The 26,043-nt window shown below is 39.0% G+C and carries 20 protein-coding genes; 12 read left to right on the top strand and 8 right to left on the bottom strand.

The features are described 5' to 3' along the window. Positions 1 to 3 precede the first annotated feature (3 nt). The 5 genes from JET18_RS19830 (at position 4) to polA (ending at position 6,050) form a co-directional block, all read left to right on the top strand. Positions 4 to 459: a tetratricopeptide repeat protein gene (locus JET18_RS19830; protein WP_202094077.1), complete on the top strand. Its 456-nt coding sequence runs from the start codon at positions 4 to 6 to the stop codon at positions 457 to 459. Positions 460 to 623: 164 nt separating this feature from the next. Further along, on the top strand, positions 624 to 1,211 hold the full coding sequence (locus JET18_RS19825; RefSeq protein WP_202094075.1) for a hypothetical protein: 588 nt from the start codon (positions 624 to 626) through the stop codon (positions 1,209 to 1,211). A 198-nt stretch (positions 1,212 to 1,409) separates the two neighbouring features. Beyond that, positions 1,410 to 1,670, top strand: a complete 261-nt coding sequence (locus JET18_RS19820; protein ID WP_202094073.1) for a tetratricopeptide repeat protein — start codon at positions 1,410 to 1,412, stop codon at positions 1,668 to 1,670. A 372-nt stretch (positions 1,671 to 2,042) separates the two neighbouring features. Further along, positions 2,043 to 2,447, top strand: a complete 405-nt coding sequence (gene tssD / locus JET18_RS19815) for a type VI secretion system tube protein TssD (protein ID WP_202094072.1) — start codon at positions 2,043 to 2,045, stop codon at positions 2,445 to 2,447. Positions 2,448 to 3,212: 765 nt separating this feature from the next. Then, positions 3,213 to 6,050 carry a DNA polymerase I gene (gene polA / locus JET18_RS19810; protein ID WP_202094071.1) on the top strand — a complete coding sequence of 946 codons (2,838 nt, stop codon included), beginning with the start codon at positions 3,213 to 3,215 and terminating at the stop codon, positions 6,048 to 6,050. A 445-nt stretch (positions 6,051 to 6,495) separates the two neighbouring features. Here polA and JET18_RS19805 read toward each other — a convergent pair whose 3' ends face one another. The 6 genes from JET18_RS19805 to JET18_RS19780 form a co-directional block, all read right to left on the bottom strand. After that, on the bottom strand, positions 6,496 to 7,227 hold the full coding sequence (locus tag JET18_RS19805) for a hypothetical protein (RefSeq protein ID WP_202094070.1): 732 nt from the start codon (positions 7,225 to 7,227) through the stop codon (positions 6,496 to 6,498). 88 nt (positions 7,228 to 7,315) lie between these two features. Further along, entirely contained in the window at positions 7,316 to 8,050 is a 735-nt protein-coding gene (locus JET18_RS19800) for a protein phosphatase 2C domain-containing protein (RefSeq protein ID WP_202094069.1), read from the bottom strand. A 66-nt stretch (positions 8,051 to 8,116) separates the two neighbouring features. After that, positions 8,117 to 8,731 (bottom strand): FEKKY domain-containing protein, encoded by a 615-nt coding sequence (locus JET18_RS19795; RefSeq protein ID WP_202094065.1) that lies wholly within the window; start codon positions 8,729 to 8,731, stop codon positions 8,117 to 8,119. 153 nt (positions 8,732 to 8,884) lie between these two features. Continuing rightward, positions 8,885 to 9,361: a hypothetical protein gene (locus JET18_RS19790; protein WP_202094062.1), complete on the bottom strand. Its 477-nt coding sequence runs from the start codon at positions 9,359 to 9,361 to the stop codon at positions 8,885 to 8,887. Positions 9,362 to 9,482: 121 nt separating this feature from the next. Further along, positions 9,483 to 9,881, bottom strand: coding sequence for an immunity 22 family protein (locus JET18_RS19785; RefSeq protein ID WP_202094060.1), 399 nt, complete (start codon positions 9,879 to 9,881; stop codon positions 9,483 to 9,485). A 28-nt stretch (positions 9,882 to 9,909) separates the two neighbouring features. After that, positions 9,910 to 10,467, bottom strand: a complete 558-nt coding sequence (locus JET18_RS19780; RefSeq protein ID WP_202094056.1) for a YdeI/OmpD-associated family protein — start codon at positions 10,465 to 10,467, stop codon at positions 9,910 to 9,912. A gap of 130 nt (positions 10,468 to 10,597) precedes the next feature. Between JET18_RS19780 and JET18_RS19775 the strand changes: the two genes are divergently transcribed. Then, complete coding sequence (locus JET18_RS19775; protein ID WP_202094046.1) at positions 10,598 to 11,245, top strand: MgtC/SapB family protein; 648 nt, start codon at positions 10,598 to 10,600, stop codon at positions 11,243 to 11,245. A 38-nt stretch (positions 11,246 to 11,283) separates the two neighbouring features. Here the strand turns inward: JET18_RS19775 and JET18_RS19770 are convergent, their stop codons facing one another. Continuing rightward, positions 11,284 to 11,772, bottom strand: a complete 489-nt coding sequence (locus JET18_RS19770) for a copper resistance protein NlpE (RefSeq protein WP_228728598.1) — start codon at positions 11,770 to 11,772, stop codon at positions 11,284 to 11,286. 536 nt (positions 11,773 to 12,308) lie between these two features. Here JET18_RS19770 and JET18_RS19765 point away from each other — a divergent pair. The 3 genes from JET18_RS19765 (at position 12,309) to JET18_RS19755 (ending at position 16,591) form a co-directional block, all read left to right on the top strand. Next, positions 12,309 to 14,447: a S46 family peptidase gene (locus tag JET18_RS19765; protein WP_202094044.1), complete on the top strand. Its 2,139-nt coding sequence runs from the start codon at positions 12,309 to 12,311 to the stop codon at positions 14,445 to 14,447. 69 nt (positions 14,448 to 14,516) lie between these two features. Then, the gene (locus tag JET18_RS19760; RefSeq protein ID WP_202094042.1) at positions 14,517 to 15,515 is read left to right on the top strand and encodes a polysaccharide deacetylase family protein; all 999 of its coding nucleotides are present in this window, start codon (positions 14,517 to 14,519) and stop codon (positions 15,513 to 15,515) included. Then, positions 15,512 to 16,591, top strand: a complete 1,080-nt coding sequence (locus tag JET18_RS19755; RefSeq protein WP_202094035.1) for a GNAT family N-acetyltransferase — start codon at positions 15,512 to 15,514, stop codon at positions 16,589 to 16,591. The genes JET18_RS19760 and JET18_RS19755 overlap by 4 nt, the downstream gene beginning before the upstream one ends. A 328-nt stretch (positions 16,592 to 16,919) precedes the next feature. Here JET18_RS19755 and JET18_RS19750 read toward each other — a convergent pair whose 3' ends face one another. Then, a complete protein-coding gene (locus JET18_RS19750) occupies positions 16,920 to 19,787 on the bottom strand; it encodes a M16 family metallopeptidase (protein ID WP_202094033.1) in 2,868 nt (955 codons plus the stop codon). 244 nt (positions 19,788 to 20,031) lie between these two features. Here JET18_RS19750 and JET18_RS19745 point away from each other — a divergent pair, with 244 nt between their 5' ends. The 3 genes from JET18_RS19745 to kdpB all read left to right on the top strand — a co-directional run bounded on the left by JET18_RS19745 (position 20,032) and on the right by kdpB (position 26,034). Beyond that, positions 20,032 to 21,357, top strand: coding sequence for a sigma-54-dependent transcriptional regulator (locus tag JET18_RS19745; protein ID WP_202094032.1), 1,326 nt, complete (start codon positions 20,032 to 20,034; stop codon positions 21,355 to 21,357). A gap of 771 nt (positions 21,358 to 22,128) precedes the next feature. Then, the gene (gene kdpA / locus JET18_RS19740; RefSeq protein WP_202094031.1) at positions 22,129 to 23,823 is read left to right on the top strand and encodes a potassium-transporting ATPase subunit KdpA; all 1,695 of its coding nucleotides are present in this window, start codon (positions 22,129 to 22,131) and stop codon (positions 23,821 to 23,823) included. A 171-nt stretch (positions 23,824 to 23,994) separates the two neighbouring features. After that, a complete protein-coding gene (gene kdpB, locus JET18_RS19735) occupies positions 23,995 to 26,034 on the top strand; it encodes a potassium-transporting ATPase subunit KdpB (RefSeq protein ID WP_202094030.1) in 2,040 nt (679 codons plus the stop codon). The last annotated feature ends 9 nt before the right edge of the window (positions 26,035 to 26,043 follow it).

Raw genomic sequence — 26,043 nt, 5'->3', positions numbered from 1 at the left:
TTTATGAAAAAAATAGTACAAATTATTTTAGGTATTATTGCATTGGGTTTCTTAGTAGTTATTATTAAGGATAATTTTTTTACAGACAGTAACACAAAATCATATAATGATGGGTGGGAAGCTTATGAGAAAAATCAATATGAAATGGCAATTTTCAATTTTAACCATGTAGATAAAACTAAGCATCCTGATGTTTTGGTGGGGCTAGGCTCATCTTATTCAAAAATTGGTGATTATAATAATGCTATCCAGCATTTACAAAAAGCTTATGATATTGGTTATGGGAAGGGAACAGAAGATTATAATAAAGTTTTGGTTTCTTTAGGGATGAGCTATTTATATTCCGGAGATTTAAAAAAGGCAAGATATTATTTAGATGAGGCAAAAAAAATAGGAACCCCGGATATTCAAATTAATTTTAAAATTTTAGACTCCTTAGAACAGGTTCAAAATAAATAAAACGATATTATAAATTTAAGCTCTCGACAGAGAAAATTTAGAAAGCATTAAAAATAAAAAAGACCTGAAAAGGTCTTTTTTTATTATGGTTTTAATGAAAAATGAATTAAAAACAAATGAAAAGAATCAACTTAAATTTATTACCCATATCCATATATTTTTGGGTGTTATATACATTTTACACCATTGCAGTCTCTCTCTACGATTTTTCCCACGTAAAATATATTACCTGGAAGCAGGCAGAAAACCAAAGCTCCGTATATTCAAGCAGAAGAAGTACAACGGTTACTTATAATTTTGTAAAAGATAATGTAAGAATCAGTCGTAAGTATCCGGGTATTTTAGAAGGCTTCAATACATGGATCTGGGGAATTAATAAAGAAGATCAAAAACTGGATATTTCATTTTTTATTCGGGAAAAGGATTACATGAAGATTGAAAATAATGAAATTGCATACAGAAAAGATATTTTTGGAGGAAAACTGAACGAATTAGAATCTATTCCTTTTTTTGGGCTTCGGAACATTAATGTAAAAGCAAATGAGATGACCCTCCTATCTGATATATGGAAATACAATTATCATTGGTGGGTTTTTCTAATTTTTCTGTTGGTTCCTCAATTGCTAAAATTTTTAGCGAAAAAGATCGGATTTAATACTACCGAGACAGAGAATAAATCGAAATTTACTAAAATGAATGATTATATTTTCTGGATATTATCAATTATAAATATTATAAATCTTATTATATAGTAATGAAAAAGATATTTCTAATACTCAATCGGGATAATTGCATTAGGCTTTATCATTGTAATCGCTAAAAATGCAATTTTTACAGATGCAAATGCTCAGTTTTATGATGACGGGTGGACGGCACATGAAAAAGGACAGTATGAGCTGGCTGCATTTTATTTTAGTAAGGTAGACAAAAACAAATTTCCTGATATTCCTATGGCTTTGGGGGCTTCATATTTAGAGCTTAAAGACTATGACAAAGCAATAATAAATTTTGAAGAAGCCTATAAGAATAAAAAAGCCTACAGCCCTGAGGATTTTAGTAAAATTCTCAACTCTTTGGGATATTGCTATCTTGAGACAAGGAATCTGAAGAATGCAAAATATTTTCTTCAGGAAGCTGAAAAATCAGGAAATCCTAACAGTAAAAGAAATCTTCAGATTTTAGACTCCTTAGAACAGGTTCAAAATAAATAAAATGATATTATAAATTTAAGTTCTCGGCAGAGAAATTCAAAAAGCATTCATAAAAAAAGACCTGGAAAAAAGGTCTTTTTTTATGAAGTATCCAGAGACCTAAAAATAGATAATAATTCCCTCTGTATTATTTCCTTTAAAAGTGAAAAAAATATATTTTCTAGAAGGGTTAATTGTATCAAACCTCTTATAAAACAAAGCTTTCCGTATTATGTTAAATCAAAAGTAGTAGAATTACTACATCAAATCGTAGTATTACTACAATATCTGAGATTTGTATTTAAAAACTTTTTATTTACTCTGTTCGGGTCTATCTTTGCTCTGTATTCAATCACTAATCACAAATTATATAACAATTAAAATTCACCAATCATGGCAGCAAATTCAAGAGGAATCTTAAAATTCAACGGAGGAGAAGGACAAAAATTATTAAAGCTTAACTATAGCGTGTCGAGATCTACAGACGTTTCAGGACGTGTAGCATCAGACCCTTCCAACGCATTGATCAAAATTACAGTAGAAGCTACAGAAAAATCTGATATCTTAGAAAGTTTATTGAACGGAAAATACAAGCCTACAAGTGGGGAAGTTACTTTCAATAAATCTCACGAAGAAGGTACATTAACTACTCTTACATGGGAGAACGGATATGTAATCCAGCACGAAGTAGACTTCGACGCAGTAGACACAAACAGTATGCTGATCAGCTTTGTAATAAGCGCAGAAGTTATCGGTCTTGGTACATCTGAGTACCGTGGAATGTGGCCGGGAGCTTAATAACAGACCCAAGTCTTTTAGTAAAAAATAACATCAGAACAGAATGGCAGAAATGCTGTTCTGTTTTTTTTGTGGGTGAATTCTGAGTTAAGATTCAAGAGCCAAGAATCAAGATTTTAGATATCAGATGCCAGATTTCAGACATCAGTACTGGTGGCTTCGGGAGCATCAGCCGCCAGATATTTGTCGTTTATTCAATATTTCAGGATTGACAATCTAAAAAAGCTCAACCCGTGAACTAGCAACTGTCAACCAGCACCCCGAAAACACTCCGACTCTCAAACCCGCATCCCGAAACTCATCACTCATCATTTATAACTCATAACCCACCCACTCTCAAACTCTCAGTAAAAAATAACATCAGAACAGAATGGCAGAAATGCTGTTCTGTTTTTTTGTGGGTGAATTTTGGAGTTAAGATTCAAGATTTTAGATATCAGATGCCAGACATCAGTACTGGTGGCTTCGGGAGCCTCAGCCGCCAGATATTTGTCGTTATCCAATATTTCAGGATTGACAATCTAAAAAAGCTCAACCCGTGAACTAGCAACTGTCAACCAGCACCCGAAAACAATCCAACTCTCAAACCCGCATCCCGAAACTCATCACTCATCATTTATAACTCATCACTCATAACCAACCCACTCTCAAGCTCTCAAACTCTCCAACTCACTTACCCGCACCCCAAAACTCATCACTCATAATTTATCACCCATCACTCCTAAAAACATTCCTATTTTCTTATATTTGTTCATTATAGATATTATGGACGCAACACAAGATAAAAGACTCTTTCTCATCGATGCTTATGCAATGATATTTAGAGGATATTACGCACTCATCAGGAATCCGAGACTCACCAGTACAGGGCTGGATACTTCTGCTATTTTTGGTTTTACCAACTCTTTGATAGAATTGATCAGAAGAGAAAAACCGACTCATTTAGCCGTTGTTTTTGATGTAGGACAGGCAAGTGTAAGGACTGATGATTATTCAGACTACAAAGCCAACAGAAGCGAAACTCCGGAGGCGATTAAAATTGCGGTTCCATACATTCACAGGATCCTTGAAGCGATGCATATTCCGATTTTGGGCGTGGAAGGTTATGAAGCGGATGACGTTATAGGAACTATTGCCTGCAAAGCAGAAAAAGAAGGATATACCACCTTCATGGTAACGCCGGATAAAGATTTTGCCCAGCTGGTTACCGATAAGATCAAAATTTATAAACCCGGCTTAAAAGGAGGTGATATTGAAATTCTGGGTGTAGAAGAAGTAAAGGCAAAATACGAAATTGAAGATCCGAAACAGGTGATTGATTTTCTTGCAATGATGGGCGATGCGGTAGATAATATTCCGGGTCTGGATGGAGTGGGTGAAAAAACCGCCATGAAATTCCTTAAAGAATTTGGAAATATTGAAACCTTACTAGCCAATACCGATAAGCTGAAGGGAAAACTCAAAGAAAAGGTAGAAGCTTCCGCAGAACGTGGAATTTTATCCAAAAAATTAGCGACTATTATCTGTGATGCTCCTGTAGAATTCCATCAGGAACAATACGATCTGGATACACCGGATTTCGAAAAAGTGAAAGAAGTTTTTGATGAAATTGAGTTCAGGAGATTATATGAAAACCTGTACAGGGCTTTTGCTACAGCGGCACCTGTAGAAACGGTTGTGGTAAGTGAAGTTGAGGTGAAGCAGACACCGGCAGGCACTGAAGTGAAAGGCCAGGTGATGCAGCTCGATCTGTTTGCTAATTTTGAAGAGCTTGAGCAGGCGACTTCCACCAAATCCAATATTGAGCACAATGACCATCTCTATCAGTTTGTAGACAATCCGAAGGCGCAGAAAGTATTGGTTAATAATTTACTAAAGCAGAAAGCAGTCTGTTTTGATACCGAAACCACCTCACTGAACGAACTGGAAGCTGAGCTTGTAGGAATGAGTTTTTCCTATAAAAAAGGCCTTGCATACTATATTCCTTTATCCGAGGATAAGGGAGAAGTGCTTCAGACACTTGAAATTTTCAGACCTTTCTTTGAAAAGGAGGATCTTCTGAAAATTGCACACAATTTAAAATTCGATTATAAAATATTAAAACAGTACGATATTACGGTGAAAGGTGCCATGTTTGACACCATGATCGCCCATTATCTGCTGAATCCGGACGGAAGACACGGCATGGACTATCTTTCCGAAGTCTATCTGAATTACAAACCTGTTTCTATTGAGACCATTATCGGGAAAAAAGGAAAAAATCAGGGAACTTTCAGAGACGCAGACCTGAGAACGCAGACGGATTACGCTGCAGAAGATGCCGATGTTACTTTCCAGTTGTACGAACTGTTTGCTCCGCAGCTGAAAAAAGAAAACCTCGAAGATCTTTTCTTTAAAATAGAAATGCCCCTGATGGAAGTTCTGGCTAAAATGGAACTGTCCGGTATTTCTCTTGACGAAAAATGGCTGGCACAGGAAAGTATTGATCTTGAAAACGACCTACGACAGCTGGAAACCAAAATTTTTGAACTTTCAGGGGAAGAATTCAACATGAACTCTCCCAAACAGCTTGGCGAAATCCTGTTCGAGAAAATGCAGCTCGATCCGAAAGCAAAGAAAACAAAAACCGGACAGTACGCAACTTCCGAGGATGTTTTACAGAAACTTTCCTCGAAACATGAGATCATCAAGCATATCCTGGAATACAGAACCTATCAGAAGCTGAAGTCAACTTATGTAGACGCGCTGCCTTCGCAGATTGATAAGCTGGACAAAAGAGTACATACCAATTTCTCCCAGACCACAGCTGCTACAGGCCGTCTGGCAAGTGTGAATCCAAACCTTCAGAACATCCCGATAAGAACAGTCCGTGGGCAGCAGATCCGTGGCGCTTTTGTTTCAGGAGAAGGAAAAAAAATCATCTCTGCCGATTATTCACAGATTGAACTTCGTCTGATCGCTGAGATCTCAGGAGAAGGAAATATGATCCAGGCTTTCCAGGATGGTGAAGATATTCACGCATCCACGGCAGCTAAACTGTTTAAAATTCCTTTGGAGGAAGTGTCCAAAACACAGAGAAGCCAGGCAAAAACCGTTAATTTCGGAATTATCTACGGACAGGGAGCTTTTGCACTGGCAGAGCAGACCGGGCTTTCCAGAACGGAAGCGAAACAGATGATTGAGGCCTATTTTGAAACCTATCCGAAATTAAAGGAATATATGGCCGAGCAGGTAAGCAAAGCCCGCCAGATAGGTTATGTAGAAACAATTCTTGGAAGAAAACGTCATTTAAAAGACATCAATTCCAATAATTTTGTGGTACGTGGACATGCAGAAAGAAATGCTGTGAACGCGCCTGTACAGGGAAGTGCGGCAGATGTGGTAAAGCTGGCCATGATTAAAATTGATCAGGAGCTTAAAGCCCAGCAGCTGCAGACCAAAATGCTTCTTCAGGTACATGATGAACTTATATTTGAAGCTCCGGTAGAAGAAATTGAAGCCGCTTCAAAACTGATTAAAACCGAAATGGAAAGTGCTTTGGAAACAAAGGTTCCATTATTGGTGGAAGTAGGTGTCGGGAATAACTGGCTGGAAGCGCATTAATATTATAAATTACAAAAAGGTGAGTTTTTAAAACTCACCTTTTATTTTGCTTTTATCTTATTTGATTTTTTAATTGCATTTATCATAAGCAAACCATTGGATTGCATTGCTGAGTTTACGCCTTTGTATATCTTAAAAACTAAGTATCATATGGTTAAATTCCTTTGTTTAGCATTGCATTTGAAACCAAATCAGAACTACAGGACAGCTTTATGCCAGACCAATAAAAAAGAAGACTAAAAACTTTAGCCTTCTAAAACTGCTGCTTTTGACAGGAATTTTTTGTAATCATTTTTCACCTCATCGGTTTTACCTTCGTCTCTGGTTTTTTAAGGCCTGTATCTGAAAAAAATAATTATTCATTCAGATTAATACAGGATAAAGATATTAAGTATAAACTAAACCCGAAATACTACTTTTGTGGTAGTTTTAACATAAAAGAAACTTATTCATTGACAGAATCATACACTTTCTGTATAATATCATCCGGGGAAGCATTTTCAAATAAAAATCTTTGCTTTTTAATAGATGAGGTCTTGGATTCTGCCGGCATTTCTTCCTCCATTGTGTTGATGGTTTCATGGGTGACCTTTCCCTTCATCGGCAGATAAAACATCGCGGAATGAGACCCGGCTCCCATATTGTAGGTTTCTATATAAGATAAAATGAGGTTTCCATCCATGTATTTAAACCGGCTGAATTGATTTCCATACGGTCCCACATCATACAAACTGATATGCAGTTCTCCCTTTTCGATGGCAATATCCTCCGGGTCGTGTATCTTATATCCGGATTCATTGTATTCATCGGGCAAAACGGTGTCTGAGGTTTTGTACAGGCGGTAAGTCTGATCTATGTTTTTCAGCAGGATCAGCATTTTTCTTCTTGCCAGCGTATCTTCTTTTTTTCTGACGATCAACGCAGCATCTGCCATCCCGTCCAGATTAAGATCTCCTTCCGCATCATACTGAATCTCGTAACCATCGGGAACGAGATCGGAAGGCTTTTTTCCGGTTTGAAGAGATTGTGTTGGCTGCTCAGATAAAGAGTGTATCGAATCTGTTTTTATGTTTTTTACAATACTATCATTTTTACCATTTTTGTCCTGCTTTTGATCTTTTTTGCAGGAATAGAGCAGAAGAACGCATCCGGAGAGAAGCAGTAGAATTTTTTTCAAGGTTTTTGTTTTTGTGTAGTGAATTTAGGAAAGAATTTATTTACAATTAACCAAAATTTATATCTTCTAACCCCATTAAACTTATTTGTTACCGTATCAATCTTATCATCGCAAGATCATCCGTTGGCTTTAAACCATAATGATGTTCCAGCTTTTTTAGTTTTTTATTAAGCATTTCCTCTGTATCAGCAAGTGGTGGATCAATCATTAAATATTCAGCTGCGTTAATTTTTTCGTCGTTATCCGTTTTTTTGATGGGAGAAAACGTTAGAATACCATCAGTGGAAATAGAAATATCTTTCAGACTGTCAAAGCCTATTTTTTGGTTTTGTTGGGAATACCAGTTTTCAAAATCCTCATGAAGATGATATGCCATATAATCAGGTTTATTGTCCCTGTCAAATTCGGTTATTTCTCCATTGATACAGATTACTCCGTCCCCGATCGATAGAACGATGCCCTTATCCTCCCTAAAGTTATAAAGAAGAATGATTACAGTGCTCAAAAGCTCCTTTTCATCAAGCATAAGCCGGTTTTTAACCAAACCCATCTCATTGAATAGGTTTTGAACGATTTCTTTCAGTTGTTCTTCCAGGTTTTTGGTACAGGCATTTTCATAAAGCTCCTGATAGCCTTTCTCGATTGCTGTTTTTCGTAAAATTTTTCCGGTTAATGTTGAGGCAAAGTGGCTGTCCATCGCTGTAGAACAACCATCCATGACAGCACATAGTATTTTATCAGAAACAATTTTCTTTATGATTAAATCATCTTCGCAGTGATGAGTATGATAATCTCCCATTTGAAGGGCCGAGTAAATATTCATTGATTGTAAAAATAGTTTAATTCTGGAAATTGAAAAGAATTAATGAAATATTTCCACTCTGCATTTCTACTTTTCCTCCACCTTATCAATCTCCTTTTTCATCCTTTCCTTCCAGCCCTTTCCATTTCTTTTTTCAAGATAGGCATCCGTAAGCTCGGTGTATTTTTCCTGAGCTTTACTGTCGGTTTTATCAATAATACATCCTGTATTTTTTAAAACAATGCCATATTTTCTGTAAATACTGTGGATGAGTCTCGCTTTTTTCTCGTCTTGCGGAGGAAGAGCAAATCCACTGTATCTGCTGACGATCAAATCATTTTTGATATCTTTTTCAGCTTCCCTGATGTAATGGTTTTCCTGAATACTGAGCGCTTTTTTGTTTTTGATAAATTCTTCTGCAGCAATATAAATGAAAAATGCCATCGCCAGGAAGTTTAAAAGAGGATAAACGCTTAAAAATTTAGACTTAAAATTTAATTTTTTAAAATCTAAACTGCTGATCAGGTAAGAAGCCAGTGCTGTCACGACAAAAACGGCTGCCAGGTATTGGAGCCCGCATTCTTTTATCATGAACCACAAATCAAACTTCATGGGATAATTGATAAAATAATATCCCACAATATACACAGCAGTTACCAGCAATATCACGCCCAGATTGAAGGCAATAAGTCTTTTGTACATATCAGAAACCTTAGCTTACTTAAAATTAAGATTTTCTATCGATAATTAATACGCTTTAGTGATTTTAACTTTTCGAAATATACACTGCATACTATATAATTCAGATTGAAAGAATTCAGGTGTAAATTTCATGAATCAAAAGTTCCCGGACACTTATTCATGGCTGGTTTTTGTATATGTGATCTCTTCATCAGCAGGTCTTGAAATACTACAGTTTTCAGGACTCAGGTCGATGAGGTCGAAAAAGAAATTGAAAGTATAATTTCTGCCATTAAGCAGCTTGGAATATTGTATGGTTTCTTTGATGGGAACGGTATAAAGATAGCTTTGTCCCGGCCTTAGCTTTACCGTTTTTTTGATGCAGTCGGTAAAACAGTCTACATCAGCTGTATAATGTATTTTATTTTCTCCGCTATTACTATTTTCCCGGATGTTTTCAAGCTGCAGCCGGTATGGAGAATAATATGTATTGATTCTGACCTTTGTGTTCCCGGTATTGGTGACAGTCAGTTCTACAATTCCCTTGCTTTGCAGATTGGCGGTGCCGGATTCGAGTTTTAATGCACATTTATTCTGCCCGAAAACCAATGATGCAGACAATATCAATAGAATAAATAGAAGCTGTTTCATGAATAAATTATTAAACCTAAGATACTTAAAAAAGTAGACACCCAGAGTTCCTGCAAACAAAAAGGATCACAGAAACTCCGGGAAGTTGATGTGATCCTCTTTTTAAAGCCTTTTTACAAAGCTATATTTCGTATTCAATTTCGCCGATATAGTACAAAGCATATTCCTCGTCATCCACCGAAACCGGCTTGGGAATGATATGTCTGCTGGCAAAAATAATGGCATTCACCGGAGTTTCCAGACCCAGTTCATTGATTTTTCGCTCAACGGCCGGAAGCCACTGGTCAGCATAAGAATAATCTGTGAATTTTTCATAGATGCCCAGACTTTCCTCTTCAAAACCATATTCTATAAAATCGTAATCAAACCATTGTATCTGCTGGGTTTCTGCAAATTTTGAGACGTACAGGTCCTCATTTTCCTCTTCCGTATAATATCTTTCATCCTCCTCGGCGAAATCAATAAAATCTTCCTCATTTTTAAAATATCCCAACCAAAAGTGTGAAATCTCTTTCTCCATAAATTATTTTTTAAAAGTATACTGTATGTTATTTTAATCTTCTTAATTGTTCACTTTCATGAATAACCTTCTCAAGTCTTGAAAGCTGTGTTTTTTCCTGCTTGGCACTCATCAGCCAGTGAATGATCGTCCTTTTGTAAGAAGGAGCCTGCTTCTCAAAAAATTCCCACGCCGTTTTATGCGCTTTAAACTGTTTTTCGTATCCGGGATCAAAAATAATCTGTTCCTTCTCATGCGAATAGATTCCTGTTTTGTCCTCTTTCCTCGCTTCGAATGCTTTCTGTCCTTCCGGCGTCATCAGCCCGGCTTTGGTGAGCTCCTCAACTTTTTTAATGTTGATGATACTCCAGATGCTATTTGATTTTCTCGGGGTAAAACGGTTGGTAAAGCTTTCAGTATCTATAGATCTCCGCACACTGTCTATCCACCCGAAACACAGAGCCTGATCCACAGATTCAGACCAGTTCATAGAAGGTTTTCCGGTGCCTTTTTTATAGAAGCCCACCAGAACTTCCTTTTCTTCCGTATGATTTTCCTCCAGCCACTTTCTGAATTCTTCCTTGGTGGCAAAAAATATAGGTGTCATCGTGAATCTGTTTGCTGATATTAAAATGTAATATTACAAAACTTTTCTTTTAAACAATACAAAGTAGGCAGATCAAAAATATCATGATCCACTTTTTTATTGTAATTTTATTCGGATAAAACGCTATACCATGGATTTTCTTCAGGATCATTATGCCGTCCAGAACGAGTTGCTGCTCATCCTTATTTCCGTTATTCTCGGACTGTTCATCGGTGCAGAGCGTGAATACCGGAACAAGTCTGCAGGACTGCGGACCTTTATTCTGGTATGTTTCGGATCCTGCTTGTTTACCATTCTTTCCATTAAAATAGGCGTTGAGAATCCGGACCGTCTGGCAGCCAATATCATCACCGGAATAGGTTTCCTCGGAGCAGGCGTCATTTTTAAAGGTGATAATAAAATAGACGGAATTACAACCGCCACCACCATCTGGGCCACCGCTTCCATAGGAATGGCTGTAGGTTCAGGATATGTCTACCTTTCACTGCTGGGAACTGCGCTGGTCCTTTTAATCCTTAGCGCGCTGATCTATCTTCAGAATTTTATAGACAGCAGCCATAAAATCCGGGAATATAAAATCACTGTGGCCGGATCAGAAGATATTAAACACTGCGAAAAAATATTTGAAGAGCATCACCTGAAATCTTTTATGCTGAAACTTCAGTATACACAGGGAAGTCTTTCCATTACGTGGAGACTCACCGGAAAGCATACCAGACATGATGAGGTGGTCAGAAGCCTCATCAACGATCCTAAAATTACCGCTTACCAGTTTTAAAAACAGGGCAAAAAAATAAAGGCCTGAGCCCTTATTTTTTATTTCTTCGTGAAAACATACAGGTCTTTGTTTACCCCTGTGATCTCCTTACCGTCCATATCCAGCTGGAAAAGCTTGTTTTCGCCTACTTTATATTTGTAGCTGGCCGTTTTTCCTTTTAATGTGATAACGCTTCCTGAAGCATCCCATTCAAAAGTTCCTTTGTCCTGGTTCTTGGAATTTCTGTCGATATATTCCTCTGTAATGCTGAATGTTTTGTCATTGTTAATCGTAAGGGAAGTTTTAATTCCCGGACAATCAGCACATGGAACAACGGCTTCGTAAGTTCCTGGCCAGTCGAGAGCATTTTCCGAAGTATCACCAGCCGCGGTTGGCGTTGCTTTTGTAATGCTGTCAGAAGGCGGGGTCGTTACTGCTGCAGAATCTGTCGTTGCATCAGTAGTTTCAGTGGTTTTTTCTTTAGGATTACACGATGCTAAAAACGCAGCGGATGCAATTCCTAAAATAAATAGTTTGCCATTCATCATGATAAAGTAATTTTAAATATATTAATAATTAAGTGCTTTTTCTGGAACAAAAACTGAGCCGTTTCAGGGTTTGAGGGTAGGAGAGTTTTAGAGTGTGGGTGAGTGATGAGTGATGAGTGATGAGTTTCGGGATACCAGTTGATTTGCGGGGTTTTTAGAATGTTTTGAGTTTGAGCGTTGAAGAGTACGAATCTACAAGTATTGAATAAACGACAAATACCCGGTGGCTGAGGACCTCGAAGCCACCGGTCATTTCGTGATACCAGTTGACTTGCGGGGTTTTTAGAATGTTTTGAGTTTAAGAGTTGAAGTGTGAATCTGCAAGTATTGAATAAGCGACAAATACCCGGTGGCTGAGGCTCCCGAAGCCACCGGTAGCCATTTCACATCCTATGTCTGAAATCTGGCGTCTGACATCTGATATCTAAAATCTTGATTCTTGGCTCTTGATTCTCAAATCTGAAAACTCCAATTTCCCATCCATTTCATAAGGCATATATACAATATTCTTTGTAAATTAGGGCAAAATTTTGATTATGACAAAAAAGATACTTTTATCTGTATTTCTTTTGCCGGCTGCAATGGCATTTGCGCAACAATATGGTGGAATGTGGATTCCCACTGAGCTGAATGAAAAAGAAATGAAGGATCTGGGAATGAAAATTTCTGCCAAAGATATTTTCAATACCCAGAAGCCGAGCATAAAAGATGCAGTAGTACAGTTTAACGGCGGATGTACTGCCGAAATCATTTCACCTAAAGGATTATTGCTTACCAATCACCACTGTGGTTACGGACAGATCCAGGCGCATTCTACAGTGCAGAATGACCTTCTTTCCAATGGATTCTGGGCGAAGAATCCGAACGGGGAACTTCCCAATCCGGGTGTAAAAGTAGACTTTATTGTAGACATCAAAGAAGTGACGGATCAGATCCTGGAAGGCACGGATAACCTGCTGGAGCCTGAGTATACTAAAAGGATCAATAAAAATATCGAGGTTTATAAAAACTCTCAGAAAATAGAATCTTACCAGTCGATCATTGTAAAATCAATGTACTACGGTAACAAATATTACGCTTATACCACGGAAACCTATAAAGATATCCGTCTGGTAGGCGCACCGCCTCAAAGCATTGGAAAATTCGGAAGTGATACAGACAACTGGGTTTGGCCGAGACATACCGGAGATTTCTCCATGTTCAGAATTTATGCCGGAAAAGACAATAAGCCTGCAGAATATTCAAAAGACAATGTTCCTTACGTTCCGAAACATTACCTTCCCGTTTCGATAAAAGATAAAGCTGAAAACGATTTTACCTTTGTATTCGGTTTCCCGGGGAAAACTACGGAATATCTTCCTGCAGTAGCTGTGGAGAAGGTCATGACCGATATTGATCCGGCAAGAATCGCCGTTCGTGAAGTAGCTTTGAAAACATTGGACGAAAAAATGCGTGTTGACAGTGAAACACGTATCAAATATTCGTCAAAATATGCTTCAGTAGCCAATTACTGGAAAAAATGGATAGGTGAGGTAGAAGGCCTTAAAAAATCCAATGCAGTAGAGAAAAAAGTAATGTACGAAGGTTCTTTGGTAGCTAAAAACCCTGAGATCAAATCAACTTTGGACCAACTGAATAAACTGTATAACGACCAGGCACCTTTTGCATTAAACAATGCCTATTATACCGAAGTGATCAAAAATGCTGAAACGCTTAAGCTTGCAGGAGATTACTACGATTATATAGCTTCTGTGGAAGCCGGAAGAGTGGAAGAGAAAGACCTTGCCAAATTAAAGTCAAAAATCACTTCGTTCTACAAGGATTACAGTGCAGAGCTTGATGCGAAAGTAACCGCGAAATTACTGGCTTTATACGCCAATAAAACAGCACCCCAGTTCCTGCCGACAGGATTCAGCAAATACAAAGACGAAAACCAGAATATTCCGATGATAGAGGAAATGTCTAAAAACTCTATCATTACAGGAAGAACCCAGGTAAATGGAGCTGCGCTTACAACAGATATTGACAAAGCATTTTCCAATCAGGACAAACTGATCAAAACACTGAAAAAAGACCCTATTTATCAGCTGTTTGTCTCAATGAAGGAAACGTATATGAAGATTGCAGATCCTCAGTTCACAGCTCTTCAGGGGAAAATTGATGTTCTTCAGAAGAAATTCATGGCACAGCAGATGGCAACGGATAAAGACAGAAAATTCTTCCCGGATGCCAATTCCACGCTTCGTGTAACTTACGGAAAAGTAAAGGGGTCTACGCCCAGAGATGCTGTTTCTTACGGTTATCAGACGCATTTAGCCGGTGTTATTGAGAAATATGTTCCCGGAGATTATGAGTTTGATGTCCCTAAAAAGCTGATCGATCTTTACAACAAAAAAGATTACGGTTTTTATAAGGACAAAACAGGAGATGTTCCTGTGGGATTCACCGCTACCAACCACACGACAGGAGGAAACTCCGGAAGTCCGGCTCTTGATGCCAATGGAAACCTTGTAGGTCTTAACTTCGACAGACAGTGGGAAGGAACGATGAGCGACATCAATTATGACCCGCGTTTCAGCAGAAATATCATGGTAGATACCAAATACATCCTCTTCATCATCGATAAATTTGCCGATTCAAAATGGCTTATCGACGAAATGAAGGTGATCAAATAATACATAAAAGTAATACCTTTAAGAATCTATTTAAATCCAATTTGAATAGATTCTTTTTATTTAACAGAGATGAAAGATAAGATCATCAGTATACTGGCAGGTTTCGAAACAGAAAATACCGGGAAATCTTTTCCGATGGAGTACTGCCTGCCCGTTTATCACTGCGTTTCTGATGAGGATCTGCCGCACATCAGGCACATCATTCAGTATAAAAATACAAAGCAGTTTGAAGAAGATCTGGACTATCTTTCAAAACATTTTCAATTTATAAACTGGTCGGAATTTAAAGATTTTGTTAATGGCAGCTTTAAACCGGCAAAAAAGATTGCCCTCCTTACTTTTGATGATGGTTTCAGGGAATTTTATGACATTGTTCTTCCTGTTTTAGAACGGAAGGGAATATATGCGTGCAACTTTGTAAATCCCGCGTTTATCGACAATCGTGAACTGATGTTCAGATGTAAAGCCAGTTTAATTGCAGAGGCTTCGCAAAAAGCAAAAACACTAAATCCGGAAGTTTACAGAATGCTTTCCTTAGAAAATCCATCCAAGGAAGCATTCAGGCAACAAGTATTAAATATCAGATATCATCAAAGGGAAATCCTGGATAAGCTTACTGAAAAACTTGAAATCGATTGTGAAATGTACTTGAGAGAACATAGTCCTTACCTGACAACTGACCAGTTGAAAACGCTGACTCAGAAAGGCTATGGAATTTCTTCTCACAGCTGGGATCATCCGAAATACGGAGAACTTTCGTTACAGGAACAGATGGAGAGTACAAACCGGACCTTCAGCTATCTGAAGGAAAACGGCTTTATCTACGAGAGTTTTGCATTTCCATTTACAGACTTTGGAGTAAAAAAAGATTTCTTTGATGAGCTGTTTAAAAATGAGGAGATATTCTGCAGTTTCGGAAGCGCAGGCGCAAAATTGGACAGTGTGGAAAGAAATTTTCATAGAATCCCAATGGAAATGGGCGAAAGCGGGGAACAGACCATTAAAAAAGAAACCGCTTACTTTAGGCTGAAAAAAATGATAAACAAAAATAAAATAGTACGGAGATGACAGAGCTGAAGACATTCAACAAAAAACAACTTGAAGATTTCATTTCGTCAGGGGAGTTCAGCAGCTTTGATTTTCTTCCGATTTCAGAGCACCGCGCAAAGTCCCAGATCAGAAACCCTAAAGCTTCAGATGACCAGACGCTTTTAGTTCTGGCTTTGTATGATGGAAAGCTGGCCGGTTATGTGGGATGTTTTCCTGATTACTATGTCATTGATGGAAAAATTTTCCGTTATGCCTGGCTGAGTACTTTATTTGTAAGTGAAGAATTCCGCGGGAAAAGGATTGCAAAAAACCTGTTGAATAAAATGTTTGAAGAATATGATGGCAATATTATCGCAACCGAATTTACCAAAGAAGCCGAAGCCCTTTACAACATTTTAGGTGTTTTTGATTATGTACATCCAAAGGCAGGAAAAAGATACTATTTCCGTTCAGACGCATCTTTCATTATTCCCGAAAAAAAGCCCGGAACAAAGCCTTTAAAGCCCCTTTTTCAAATAGCTGATGCAGCCGCCAATTCTGTACTGGCCCTGAAAAATATTTCGATAAAAAAACCGGCATTCAAATTTGAAATTCTTGACCATATTGACACGGAAAGCTCCGGATGGATCTCTGGGTTCCCATGCAGACGCAATGCTGATGAACTCAACGTCTACATGAAACATCCCTGGGTTCTGGAAGGTTCAGATAAAGAAGACCGGTATCTTTTTTCAAGCTATGCCAGCGTTTTTAAATATTTCTGGATAAAAGTATACGATGAAAACAATACATTAGCCGCCTGCTCACTGCTTCAGCTCAGAGATGGAAATCTTAAGATCCCTTACCTGTTTTCAGACTCCGGTTTGGATCGTTTTATTCACTTTTTAAGCTATTTTATCGTCAAAAATAAAATTAAAACCCTCACCAGCTATCAGAAGGAGCTCAATAAAAAAATAGAACATTCACAAGTATTCCCAAAGATCTACGAACGGGATTTTGAAAGAAGATACCTGTTCCACAAGCAGCTGATCCAGCATCTTCCTGAAAACTTCAACCCGGAATATCAGGATGGGGACGGGGATTGTATGATGACATAAATTTGGTGTGGGAGTGTTTGAGAGTGGGAGTGTTTTAGGGTTTGAGAGAGTAGTTACGGGATTCGAGTTTCGGGGTGCGAGCGTTGGAGAGTTTGAGAGTTGAAGAGTACGAATCTGCAAGTATTGAATAACCGACAAATAGCCGGTGGCTGAGGCTCCCGAAGCCACCGGTCGTTATGATAACATCGAATAAACCATAAATGTCTGGTGACTTCGGGAGCCTCAGCCACCAAAAGTAATGTCTTATGTCTGACATCTGACATCGGAAATCTAGCATCTAGCATCTAAAACAAAAAACCGCTCCCTATTACAGAAGCGGTCTCTATTTTTAACGGCCGAAAATTTCGTCCAGTGTCAGTTCCTTAAAAGTTCCCATCTGGTTCACGGCATCCATGTTCAGGTTTTCTTTTTTACCGATAATGGCGGTGTTGAAATGGATTGGTTTGATGGCTGTCTGATAAAAAACTTTCAGGTCTTCAAAGTTCAGGTTTTCAATCTGTCCGTAGATATCTTTTCTGAAATCGTGATAAATCCCGAGCTTTTTCAGTCGTAAAGTATTGAAAAATATATTATTCCGGGTAATTCTTGTTGAAGCGATCTGTTTCAGGGCTGCATTTTTTGCACTTTCAAACTGGATCGGAACTTGCGGAAGCTCGTTCATCAGCTCGCTCATAGTACTTACTGCGGTCTGAAGCTTATCCGGCTGGGTTCCTATATACGTCGTAATATAATCAGGATGTCCCAGTTCAGAATTGGCAGCATAGGAAACGTAGGCGGAATAAGCTAAGCTTTTGCTTTCACGGATTTCCTGAAACACGATAGAAGACAATCCTCTTCCGAAATATTCGTTGAAAACATTGATCTTTCCGAAGTTTGAGGTTTCCACTGCGTGTCCTTTTCCTACTTTGCTCATTTCCATCTGAACCATATCATAATCCGTGAAATAAACGTTTCCGCTGGTTTCAGGCTCAGGATATTGTTTAGGTTCAGGGATTTTGAAGGTTTCATTTTCCACATAGGTTCCAATGTATTGCTTGAACCTTTCAAGATCCTTGCCGTAGAAAAATATTTGATATGGGTATTTGAAAAGATTTTTCATCCTGTCCGTAAATACCTCTGCATTGCTGCTTTCAAGCTCTTCTTTGGAAATAATATCTGTGTAACGGGATAAACTGCCCAGCTTTGTGTAATTGGTCAGCGCAGTCATGATCCTGTTTTTATCTTTTCTGGTGGCCTGACGGTTTTCTATAACGGTTTCCACAAACTGGCGGTAAATTTCCGTATCAGGTTGTACACCGTACATCCATTGCTGAAGAAGTTCAATTCCTTTTTCAATGTTCTCTTCCAGGCCGCTCAGTGAGATCATGAGCTGGTCATTGGTGGTTTTAAAATCATTCGTCACCCCGATTTTAAAGAATTCCTTTTTTAAATCTTCAGGAGAAAGCTGTTCAGTTCCAAGATACTGCAGCAGCTGTGTGGAAATTCCAAGATCCCTGTCATGATCACTTCCAAAAGGGAAAATAAAATGAACCTGGGCGATATCGTTGTATTTATTACGGACAAAACTCAGCTTCTTATCTTTGACTGTATCTGTAGTGATTTCCTTTTCATAATCAATGAATTCCGGAGGTATATCTTCCGTTTTTTCAGCAATAATTTCCTTTAAAAAATCTGACTGTGCTTCACGGTTTATTTTAATAGGCGTAATTCCAGGGTTTTCAACTCTTACCAACTGATCATTAACCCCTTTTTCTTTGTAAACAATAACATAATTGTCCTTAAAAAAAGTATTGGCAAAATCTACTACATCTTCTTTGGTAAATTCCTGATATTCATCCAGTTCATTCAGTTCCTGTTCCCATGATCTTCCTTTGATATAGCTGTCATAAAGGTTAGTCGCCAATCCGTCAGCTGTTTCCAGGGTTTTCAGACGCTGAAGTTTAAAATCGTTGATGATCGCAGGAAGCATCCAGTCCGGAAAATCTCCTTTTTTGATCAGTTCTATCTCTTCAAGAACCATTTCTTTTGCCTCATCCAGGGTTTGGGTTTCCTTCGGAACGGCTACGATCGAAAAATATCCGTATTGTTTTAAACCTACAGAAAAAGCCTGTGCCCACAGCATTCTTTGGGTCTGGTTGATATTAAGATCCAGAAGTCCTGCTTCTCCTCTGTTGCTGAGAATATTGGCCGTAATATCAGCCAGCATCGCTTCCCTAGTCCCATAATTATCCGTTCTCCACGCCAGCTGAACTCTTGGAGTGGTAGGGCTTTTTGCCGTTCTTTTTACGATTTCTGTTAAAGGCTGTTCAACGATTGGCGTTTTTTTCGGAAGTTCTTTATACGGAATACTTCCGAAATATTGGTCAACCAGCTGGATGGTTTCCTCAAAATCCAGATCTCCCACCAAAACCATTGCATAATTATTCGGAACGTAATATTCATCAAAATATTTATGAATAGCCTTCATAGAAGGATTTTTCAGGTGTTCCGGATTTCCGATGGTCGTCTGCTGGCCGTTCGGGTGCGTAGGAAAAAGCGCATCCATCAGTTCATAATTCACAAGCCTTGAATCATTATCCTGAGCCCTGTTAAACTCCTCATAGACGGATTCCAGCTCCGTATGGAAAAGACGAAGAACAACGCCTGAAAATCTTTCCTTTTCTATTTTAAGCCATTTTTCAAGCTCATTAGCCGGGACATTATTTTTATATACTGTTTCATCAAACCAGGTATGGGCATTGGTACCGTTGGCCCCGAGTGAAGAAATCACCTTATCATACTCATTCGCAATGGCGTACTGGCTGGCTTCCTGAGAGATTTCATCTATTTTTTTATAGATTTCCTTCTTTTTCTCAGGGTCCTGCTCGGCTTTATGCTCTTCATATAATCCTGAAATCTGATCAAGAAGTTCTTTTTCCTTCTCCCAGTTCTGGGTTCCGATTCTGGAAGTTCCTTTAAACATCATATGTTCCAGATAATGGGCAAGTCCGGTATTATCTGCCGGGTCATTATTGCTTCCCGTTTTTACAGGGATATAGGTCTGGATTCTTGGGGCATCAAAATTCTGCGCAAGAAAGACCTTAAGGCCGTTCTTCAGGGTATAAATTCTTACCTGATTGTCGTCATTGGTTACTGTAATATATTCGTAGTTGTTTTTATCTGTATGAAGCGTTTCTTTATGCTTTTGGTCAATCATATACTCTGTTTTTCATTCTTTTAAATCCGAATGCATTACAAATGTAAGCAATCGGGAAAGAAGAACCTGAATTTCCTCATTATTGCATCTATAGTTTTAATCTATATCAGAGAAATCTGGGGTAAATTAAAAATTGGAAACAGGTATCAGAGAAAGTATATACTGGTTCACCTTCTTCATTTTCTTTACTTCTTTTCCAAAATAAATTCAATAAGTTTGTACAGGTTTTCCAAAAACAACCACTATGTCCGGAAACATTCTGATCATTGATGACGAGATCAAGCTCCTGAAATTACTGGGAATGATCCTTTCCCAAGAAAATTTTAACGTTAAAGAAGCTTCTACAGCACGGTCTGCGATGACGATGCTGGAGCAGCACGAATTTGATGTCGTACTCAGTGATGTCCGGCTTCCGGATGCGTATGGGGTAGAGCTGGTAAGATCCATTAAGACCAAATATCCGCATCTTGAAATTATTTTGATGACAGCGTTTGGAAATATTACCGATGCGGTACAGTCCATGAAAAACGGAACGTATGATTATCTGGTGAAAGGGGACGACAATGAGAAGATTATTCCGCTGGTCTATAAAGCCTTGGAAAAAGTAAAAGACAACAGATCTAAAATAGTTCAGAAAATCAATGTATCAAAAGGATTTGAACAGATCATCGGTACATCTCCGCTGATCCTGCAGTCTAAAAAACTGGCAGAAAAAGTAGCACTGACAGATGCTGCCGTTCTTCTGACAGGAGAAACCGGAACCGGAAAAGAAGTTTTTGCGAATGCCATTCACGACGGAAGCGAAAGGAAGAAAAATAATTTTGTTGCCATCAACTGTTCGGCTTTCAGCAAAGAAATTCTGGAAAGTGAACTTTTCGGACATAAACAGGGCGCTTTCACAGGGGCTGTAAAAGATAAAAAAGGACTGATTGAAGAAGCCAACGGAGGAACATTATTCCTTGACGAAATAGGAGAGATGCCCGTAGAACTGCAGGCGAAATTGCTCCGTGTTCTGGAAACAGGAGAATTCATAAAAATGGGTGAAACCAAAGTCTCCAGATCTGATTTCAGACTGATTGCCGCCACCAACCGGGATCTTGAAGACGAAATCAAACAGGGACATTTCCGCGAAGATCTCTATTTCAGGCTGAATGTTTTTGAAATCCATCTTCCGCCATTGCGCGAAAGAAAAGAAGATCTGAAAATGCTGGCTAAAAATTTCATCGATATGTTTTCCCGGAAACTTCATCTTTCATCTCTTCAGGTGAATCCGGATTATTATAAAATGCTGGAAAAAAACGACTGGAAAGGAAATATCCGCGAGCTCAGAAATGCCGTGGAACGAAGCCTTATCTTAATGGACAATAATATCCTGGATGTCGACAGCCTTCCCCATTATTCCGAAAAACAGATTCCTGAAAACGACTCTTTAAGCATAAGATCCCTCGAGAAAATACACATCCAGAAAGTCCTTCAATACACCAAAGGCAATAAAGCCGAAGCGGCAAGACTGCTGGAAATTGGTATTGCAACGCTGTACAGAAAGTTGGAGGAGTATGGATTGAGGTAAGTGAGTTTGAGAGTCGGAGAGTTTTAGGGTTTGAGAGTTTCGTGGTACGACTTGTTGGAGGGGTTTTAGAATGTTTTGAGTTTGAAAGTTGAAGAGTGCGAATCTGCAAGTATTGAATAAACGACAAATCCCCGGTGGCTGAGGCTCCCGAAGCCACCACTAATAACGTCCTCGTCTGAAATCTGAAATCTGATGTCTGACGTCTGGCATCTAAAGTCTTATTTCCTGAATCTATCAACCCTCCATTCCCCTGCAAAGCAAATTCATTACTCACAACCACGATTACAGCTTCGGCCAGCCCTAATCCCTAATCCCTGCAACCTAACCCCTGATCCCTATCATTTCAATAAACCAGCCTATCAAAATGATAGGCTTTCGCGCTTTTATATCGTTGAGTTGTTTTAATTAAATTACTGTAATTCAATATGTTGATTGTTTTATTTTGAGAATGGACTTTATTTTGGCCTATAGGTTTCAAATAAAATATTTTAAAAATGACAATTTCAAGAAAAACGTTCAAAAAACGTGAGCATGCCGTTTTCAGCCGGCTGGTGGTATCGTATGTAGTTCTTACCCTTTTAATCCTAATGATTTCGATATGATGCTGATAAGTTTGATCCTGCTTTTTGCAGTGATGTTCTGGCTTCTTTACAAATCCGTTGAATTTTTTGATAAAATATAAAAAATATGTGGAGTTTATTTTTCCTTTCAATTCTGGCCTTTGTGTACATCTGCTATGTTTTGATAAAACCTGAAAAATTTTAACCGGTCATGAATACAGAAATTTTAGGCGTAATTGCCATGTTTGCTATCACACTGGTGATCGGAGTATTTCTTGGAAAATACATTGCCAATGTGTATGGGTACAAAAAGACCTTTTTAGATCCTGTTTTTGAACCTGTTGAGAAATTAATTTATAAAATATCGGGGATCAACCCGGCCCGTCAGATGAACTGGAAGCAGAATATGTATGCCATGCTGACGATCAATCTGGTGTGGTTCGTTATAGGATTTCTTATCCTGCTGAACCAGTCATGGCTTCCCCTGAATCCGGATGGAAACCCGAATATGTCACCGGATCTTGCTTTCAATACAGCTATTTCCTTTTTGGTGAACTGTAATCTACAGCATTATTCGGGAGAAACGGGGGTAAGTTATCTGAGCCAGCTGTATCTGATGTTCCTGCAGTTTGTGACCGCAGCGACCGGAATGGCAGCAATGGCCGTTCTTTTTAAAGCTTTTAAAGAAAAAACAACTACGGAATTAGGGAATTTCTATGATTTCTTTACTAAATCTGTGGTCAGAATACTCGTTCCGATCAGTATCCTTGTTGCTCTGATCCTTTCTGCCAACGGAAGTCCGATGACTTTCGAAGGAAAAGACCCTATCACAACACTGGAAGGACAAAAAGTTGACGTTTCCAGAGGTCCTGTAGCTGCTTTTGTAGCCATTAAACATTTGGGAACTAATGGGGGTGGTTTCTTTGGAGCCAACTCTGCACATCCGCTTGAAAACCCGAATTATATAACCAATATGACCGAAATGGTCACTCAGATGATCGTTCCGTTTGCCATGATTTTTGCTTTAGGATTTTATCTGAAAAAGAGAAAACTGTCATGGGTCATCTTTACCGTAATGACAGTCGGTTTTCTGGCCCTTACCATCCCGAATATTGTGAATGAAACCAATGGAAACCCTCTTATCACCCAAATGGGAGCAGACAGCAGCCTTGGTGCTATGGAAGGAAAGGAGATCCGGTTTGGAAGTGCGTCTTCAGGATATTGGAGTATTGCAACGACTGTAATTTCTACAGGGTCTATCAACTCCATGCACGACAGTACCATGCCGCTTTCAGGAATGAATCAATTGCTGGCGATGATGATCAACTGTTTCTACGGAGGCTGCGGCGTAGGAATTCTGAACTATTTCATCTTTATCATTCTTGCTGTATTCATCAGTGGTCTGATGGTAGGACGAACCCCGGAATTTATGGGTAAAAAGATTGAAGCTAAGGAAATGAAGATCGCTATGATCGTAGCGCTGTTCCATCCGTTCTTAATCCTTGTAGGAACCGCTCTAACCGCTTATCTGCCGGAATTTGGAGCCAAAACATTGAATAATCCGGGTTTCCACGGGTTCAGTGAAATGCTGTACGAGTTTACTTCTTCCTCTGCGAATAACGGTTCCGGTTTTGAAGGTCTTGGCGACAATACCCCATGGTGGAATATCTCAACGGGAATTGTATTGCTGTTGTCCAGATTTATTCCGATCATAGGACCTGTAGCGATTGCAGGATTACTGGCCCAGAAAAAATTCATCCCGGAAAGTTCAGGAACCCTGAAAACGGATACGGCTACTTTCGGCTTTATGACGCTGGCGGTGATCCTTCTTATTGCAGCCCTGTCTTTCTTCCCGGCCCTTACATTGGGACCTATCGCAGAACAGATCCAGTATTTCTCTAAATAAAAATTAAATTAAAATCAATAGTCAACCATTAGGAAGATAGAAATATCGGGGAACCAGTCTAAAAACTCATCGAAACATTCACCTGAATATATTATCCATTTTCAAACCTTGTTTTTTTAGTCTGTCTTAATGGTTACCGTTGGTTTATAATGATATAACTCTTTCAAAAAAATGAAAAATCAATCACAGACATTGTTTCAAAAAGATTTGGTGAACGAAGCGATCAAACAGTCTTTCGTTAAACTGAATCCGAAAATCATGTTTAAAAATCCCGTGATGTTCCTGGTGGAGGTCGGAACTGTTGTGATGTTCATTGTAAGTCTTTTCAGTCTTACAGGCGACAAATCACAGGGAAGCTTTGCTTATAATTTCACAGTATTCATCATATTATTTTTTACAGTTCTGTTCGCCAATTTTGCGGAAGCCATTGCAGAAGCCAGAGGAAAGGCTCAGGCGGATACCCTCAGAAAAACGCGTGAAGAAACTCCCGCCAAAGTCGTTGTGGAGAACAAACCGGGCTTTCAGGTAGAAACCGTTCTGAGAATGTCTGCCGAAATGAAGCTTGGTGATATCTTCCTTTGTGAAACCGGAGATCAGATCCCGATGGACGGAGAGATCATCGAAGGACTTGCCACCATTGATGAATCTGCCATCACCGGAGAAAGCGCACCCGTGATCCGTGAATCCGGAGGCGATAAAAGCTCTGTAACCGGTGGTACAAAAGTGCTTTCGGACAGAATAAAAGTAAAAGTGACCACCAAACCGGGAGAATCCTTTTTAGATAAAATGATTGCCCTGGTAGAAGGAGCATCAAGACAGAAAACACCTAACGAAATCGCATTAACTATACTTTTGGCAGGATTTACCCTGACCTTTATTATCGTAACACTCACTTTAAAACCTTTTGCAGACTACGCGCAGACACCAATTACCATTGCGGCATTTATTTCACTTTTCGTTTGTTTGATTCCCACAACCATTGGAGGTCTGCTTTCTGCAATCGGGATCGCAGGAATGGACAGAGCCCTGAGAGCAAATGTAATCACCAAAAGCGGTAAAGCCGTAGAAACTGCAGGAGATATTGATGTATTGCTTCTTGATAAAACAGGAACCATCACCATTGGAAACCGTAAAGCAACGGAATTTCACCCCGCAGACGGAATCAGGCTGCCGGATTTCATTAAAGCTGCTGCATTGAGTTCAGTAGCCGATGAAACACCGGAAGGAAAATCCATTATAGAATTGAGCCAGCTAAAATCAGAAGATCTTCTTGTTCCCAATCCTGTTTATATTGATTTTACGGCAGAAACAAGAACCTCCGGAATTGATTTTGAAGACACAAGAATCAGAAAAGGAGCTTACGACACGATAAAAAAACTGACTGAAAAAGCCGGGAACACCTTCCCGAAAGAAACCCAGGATGCGGTAACCAAAATTTCTGAAAACGGTGGAACTCCTCTTGTGGTTATTGTGAATGAAAAAGTATGGGGTGTAATTGAGCTTCAGGACATCATTAAAACAGGAATTCAGGAACGTTTCCAGAGACTGAGAAAAATGGGCGTGAAAACGGTGATGGTCACCGGAGATAATCCCCTGACTGCAAAATTCATTGCTGAAAAAGCGGGCGTAGACGATTTCATTGCCGAAGCGAAACCGGAAGATAAGATGAATTACATTAAAAAAGAACAGCAGGAAGGAAAGCTGGTGGCCATGATGGGAGACGGGACGAATGATGCGCCGGCACTGGCTCAGGCCGATGTGGGTGTAGCGATGAACAGTGGAACCCAGGCTGCAAAAGAAGCCGGAAATATGGTAGATCTTGACAATGACCCTACAAAACTGATCGAGATCGTAGAGATTGGAAAACAGCTGCTGATGACCCGTGGAACGCTGACAACTTTCAGTATCGCGAATGACGTAGCTAAATATTTTGCCATTATTCCCGCATTGTTTATTACATTCATTCCTTCACTTCAAAAGCTGAATATTATGAATCTTCACAGCCCGGAAACTGCCATATTATCCGCTGTTATTTTCAATGCCGTGATTATTCCTTTCCTTATTCCATTAGCATTAAAAGGAGTGGCTTATAAACCAATCGGGGCCAGTGCACTCTTAAGAAGAAACCTTTTAATCTATGGTTTGGGTGGGGTAATAGTTCCATTTATTGGCATCAAAATCATCGATTTAGTGATCAGTTTATTCTATTAAAATTTTAAA

This window comes from Chryseobacterium endalhagicum (genome assembly GCF_016745235.1).
GTDB classification, from domain to species: Bacteria; Bacteroidota; Bacteroidia; order Flavobacteriales; family Weeksellaceae; genus Chryseobacterium; species Chryseobacterium endalhagicum.
This window is presented reverse-complemented; position numbering and strand designations above follow the sequence as displayed.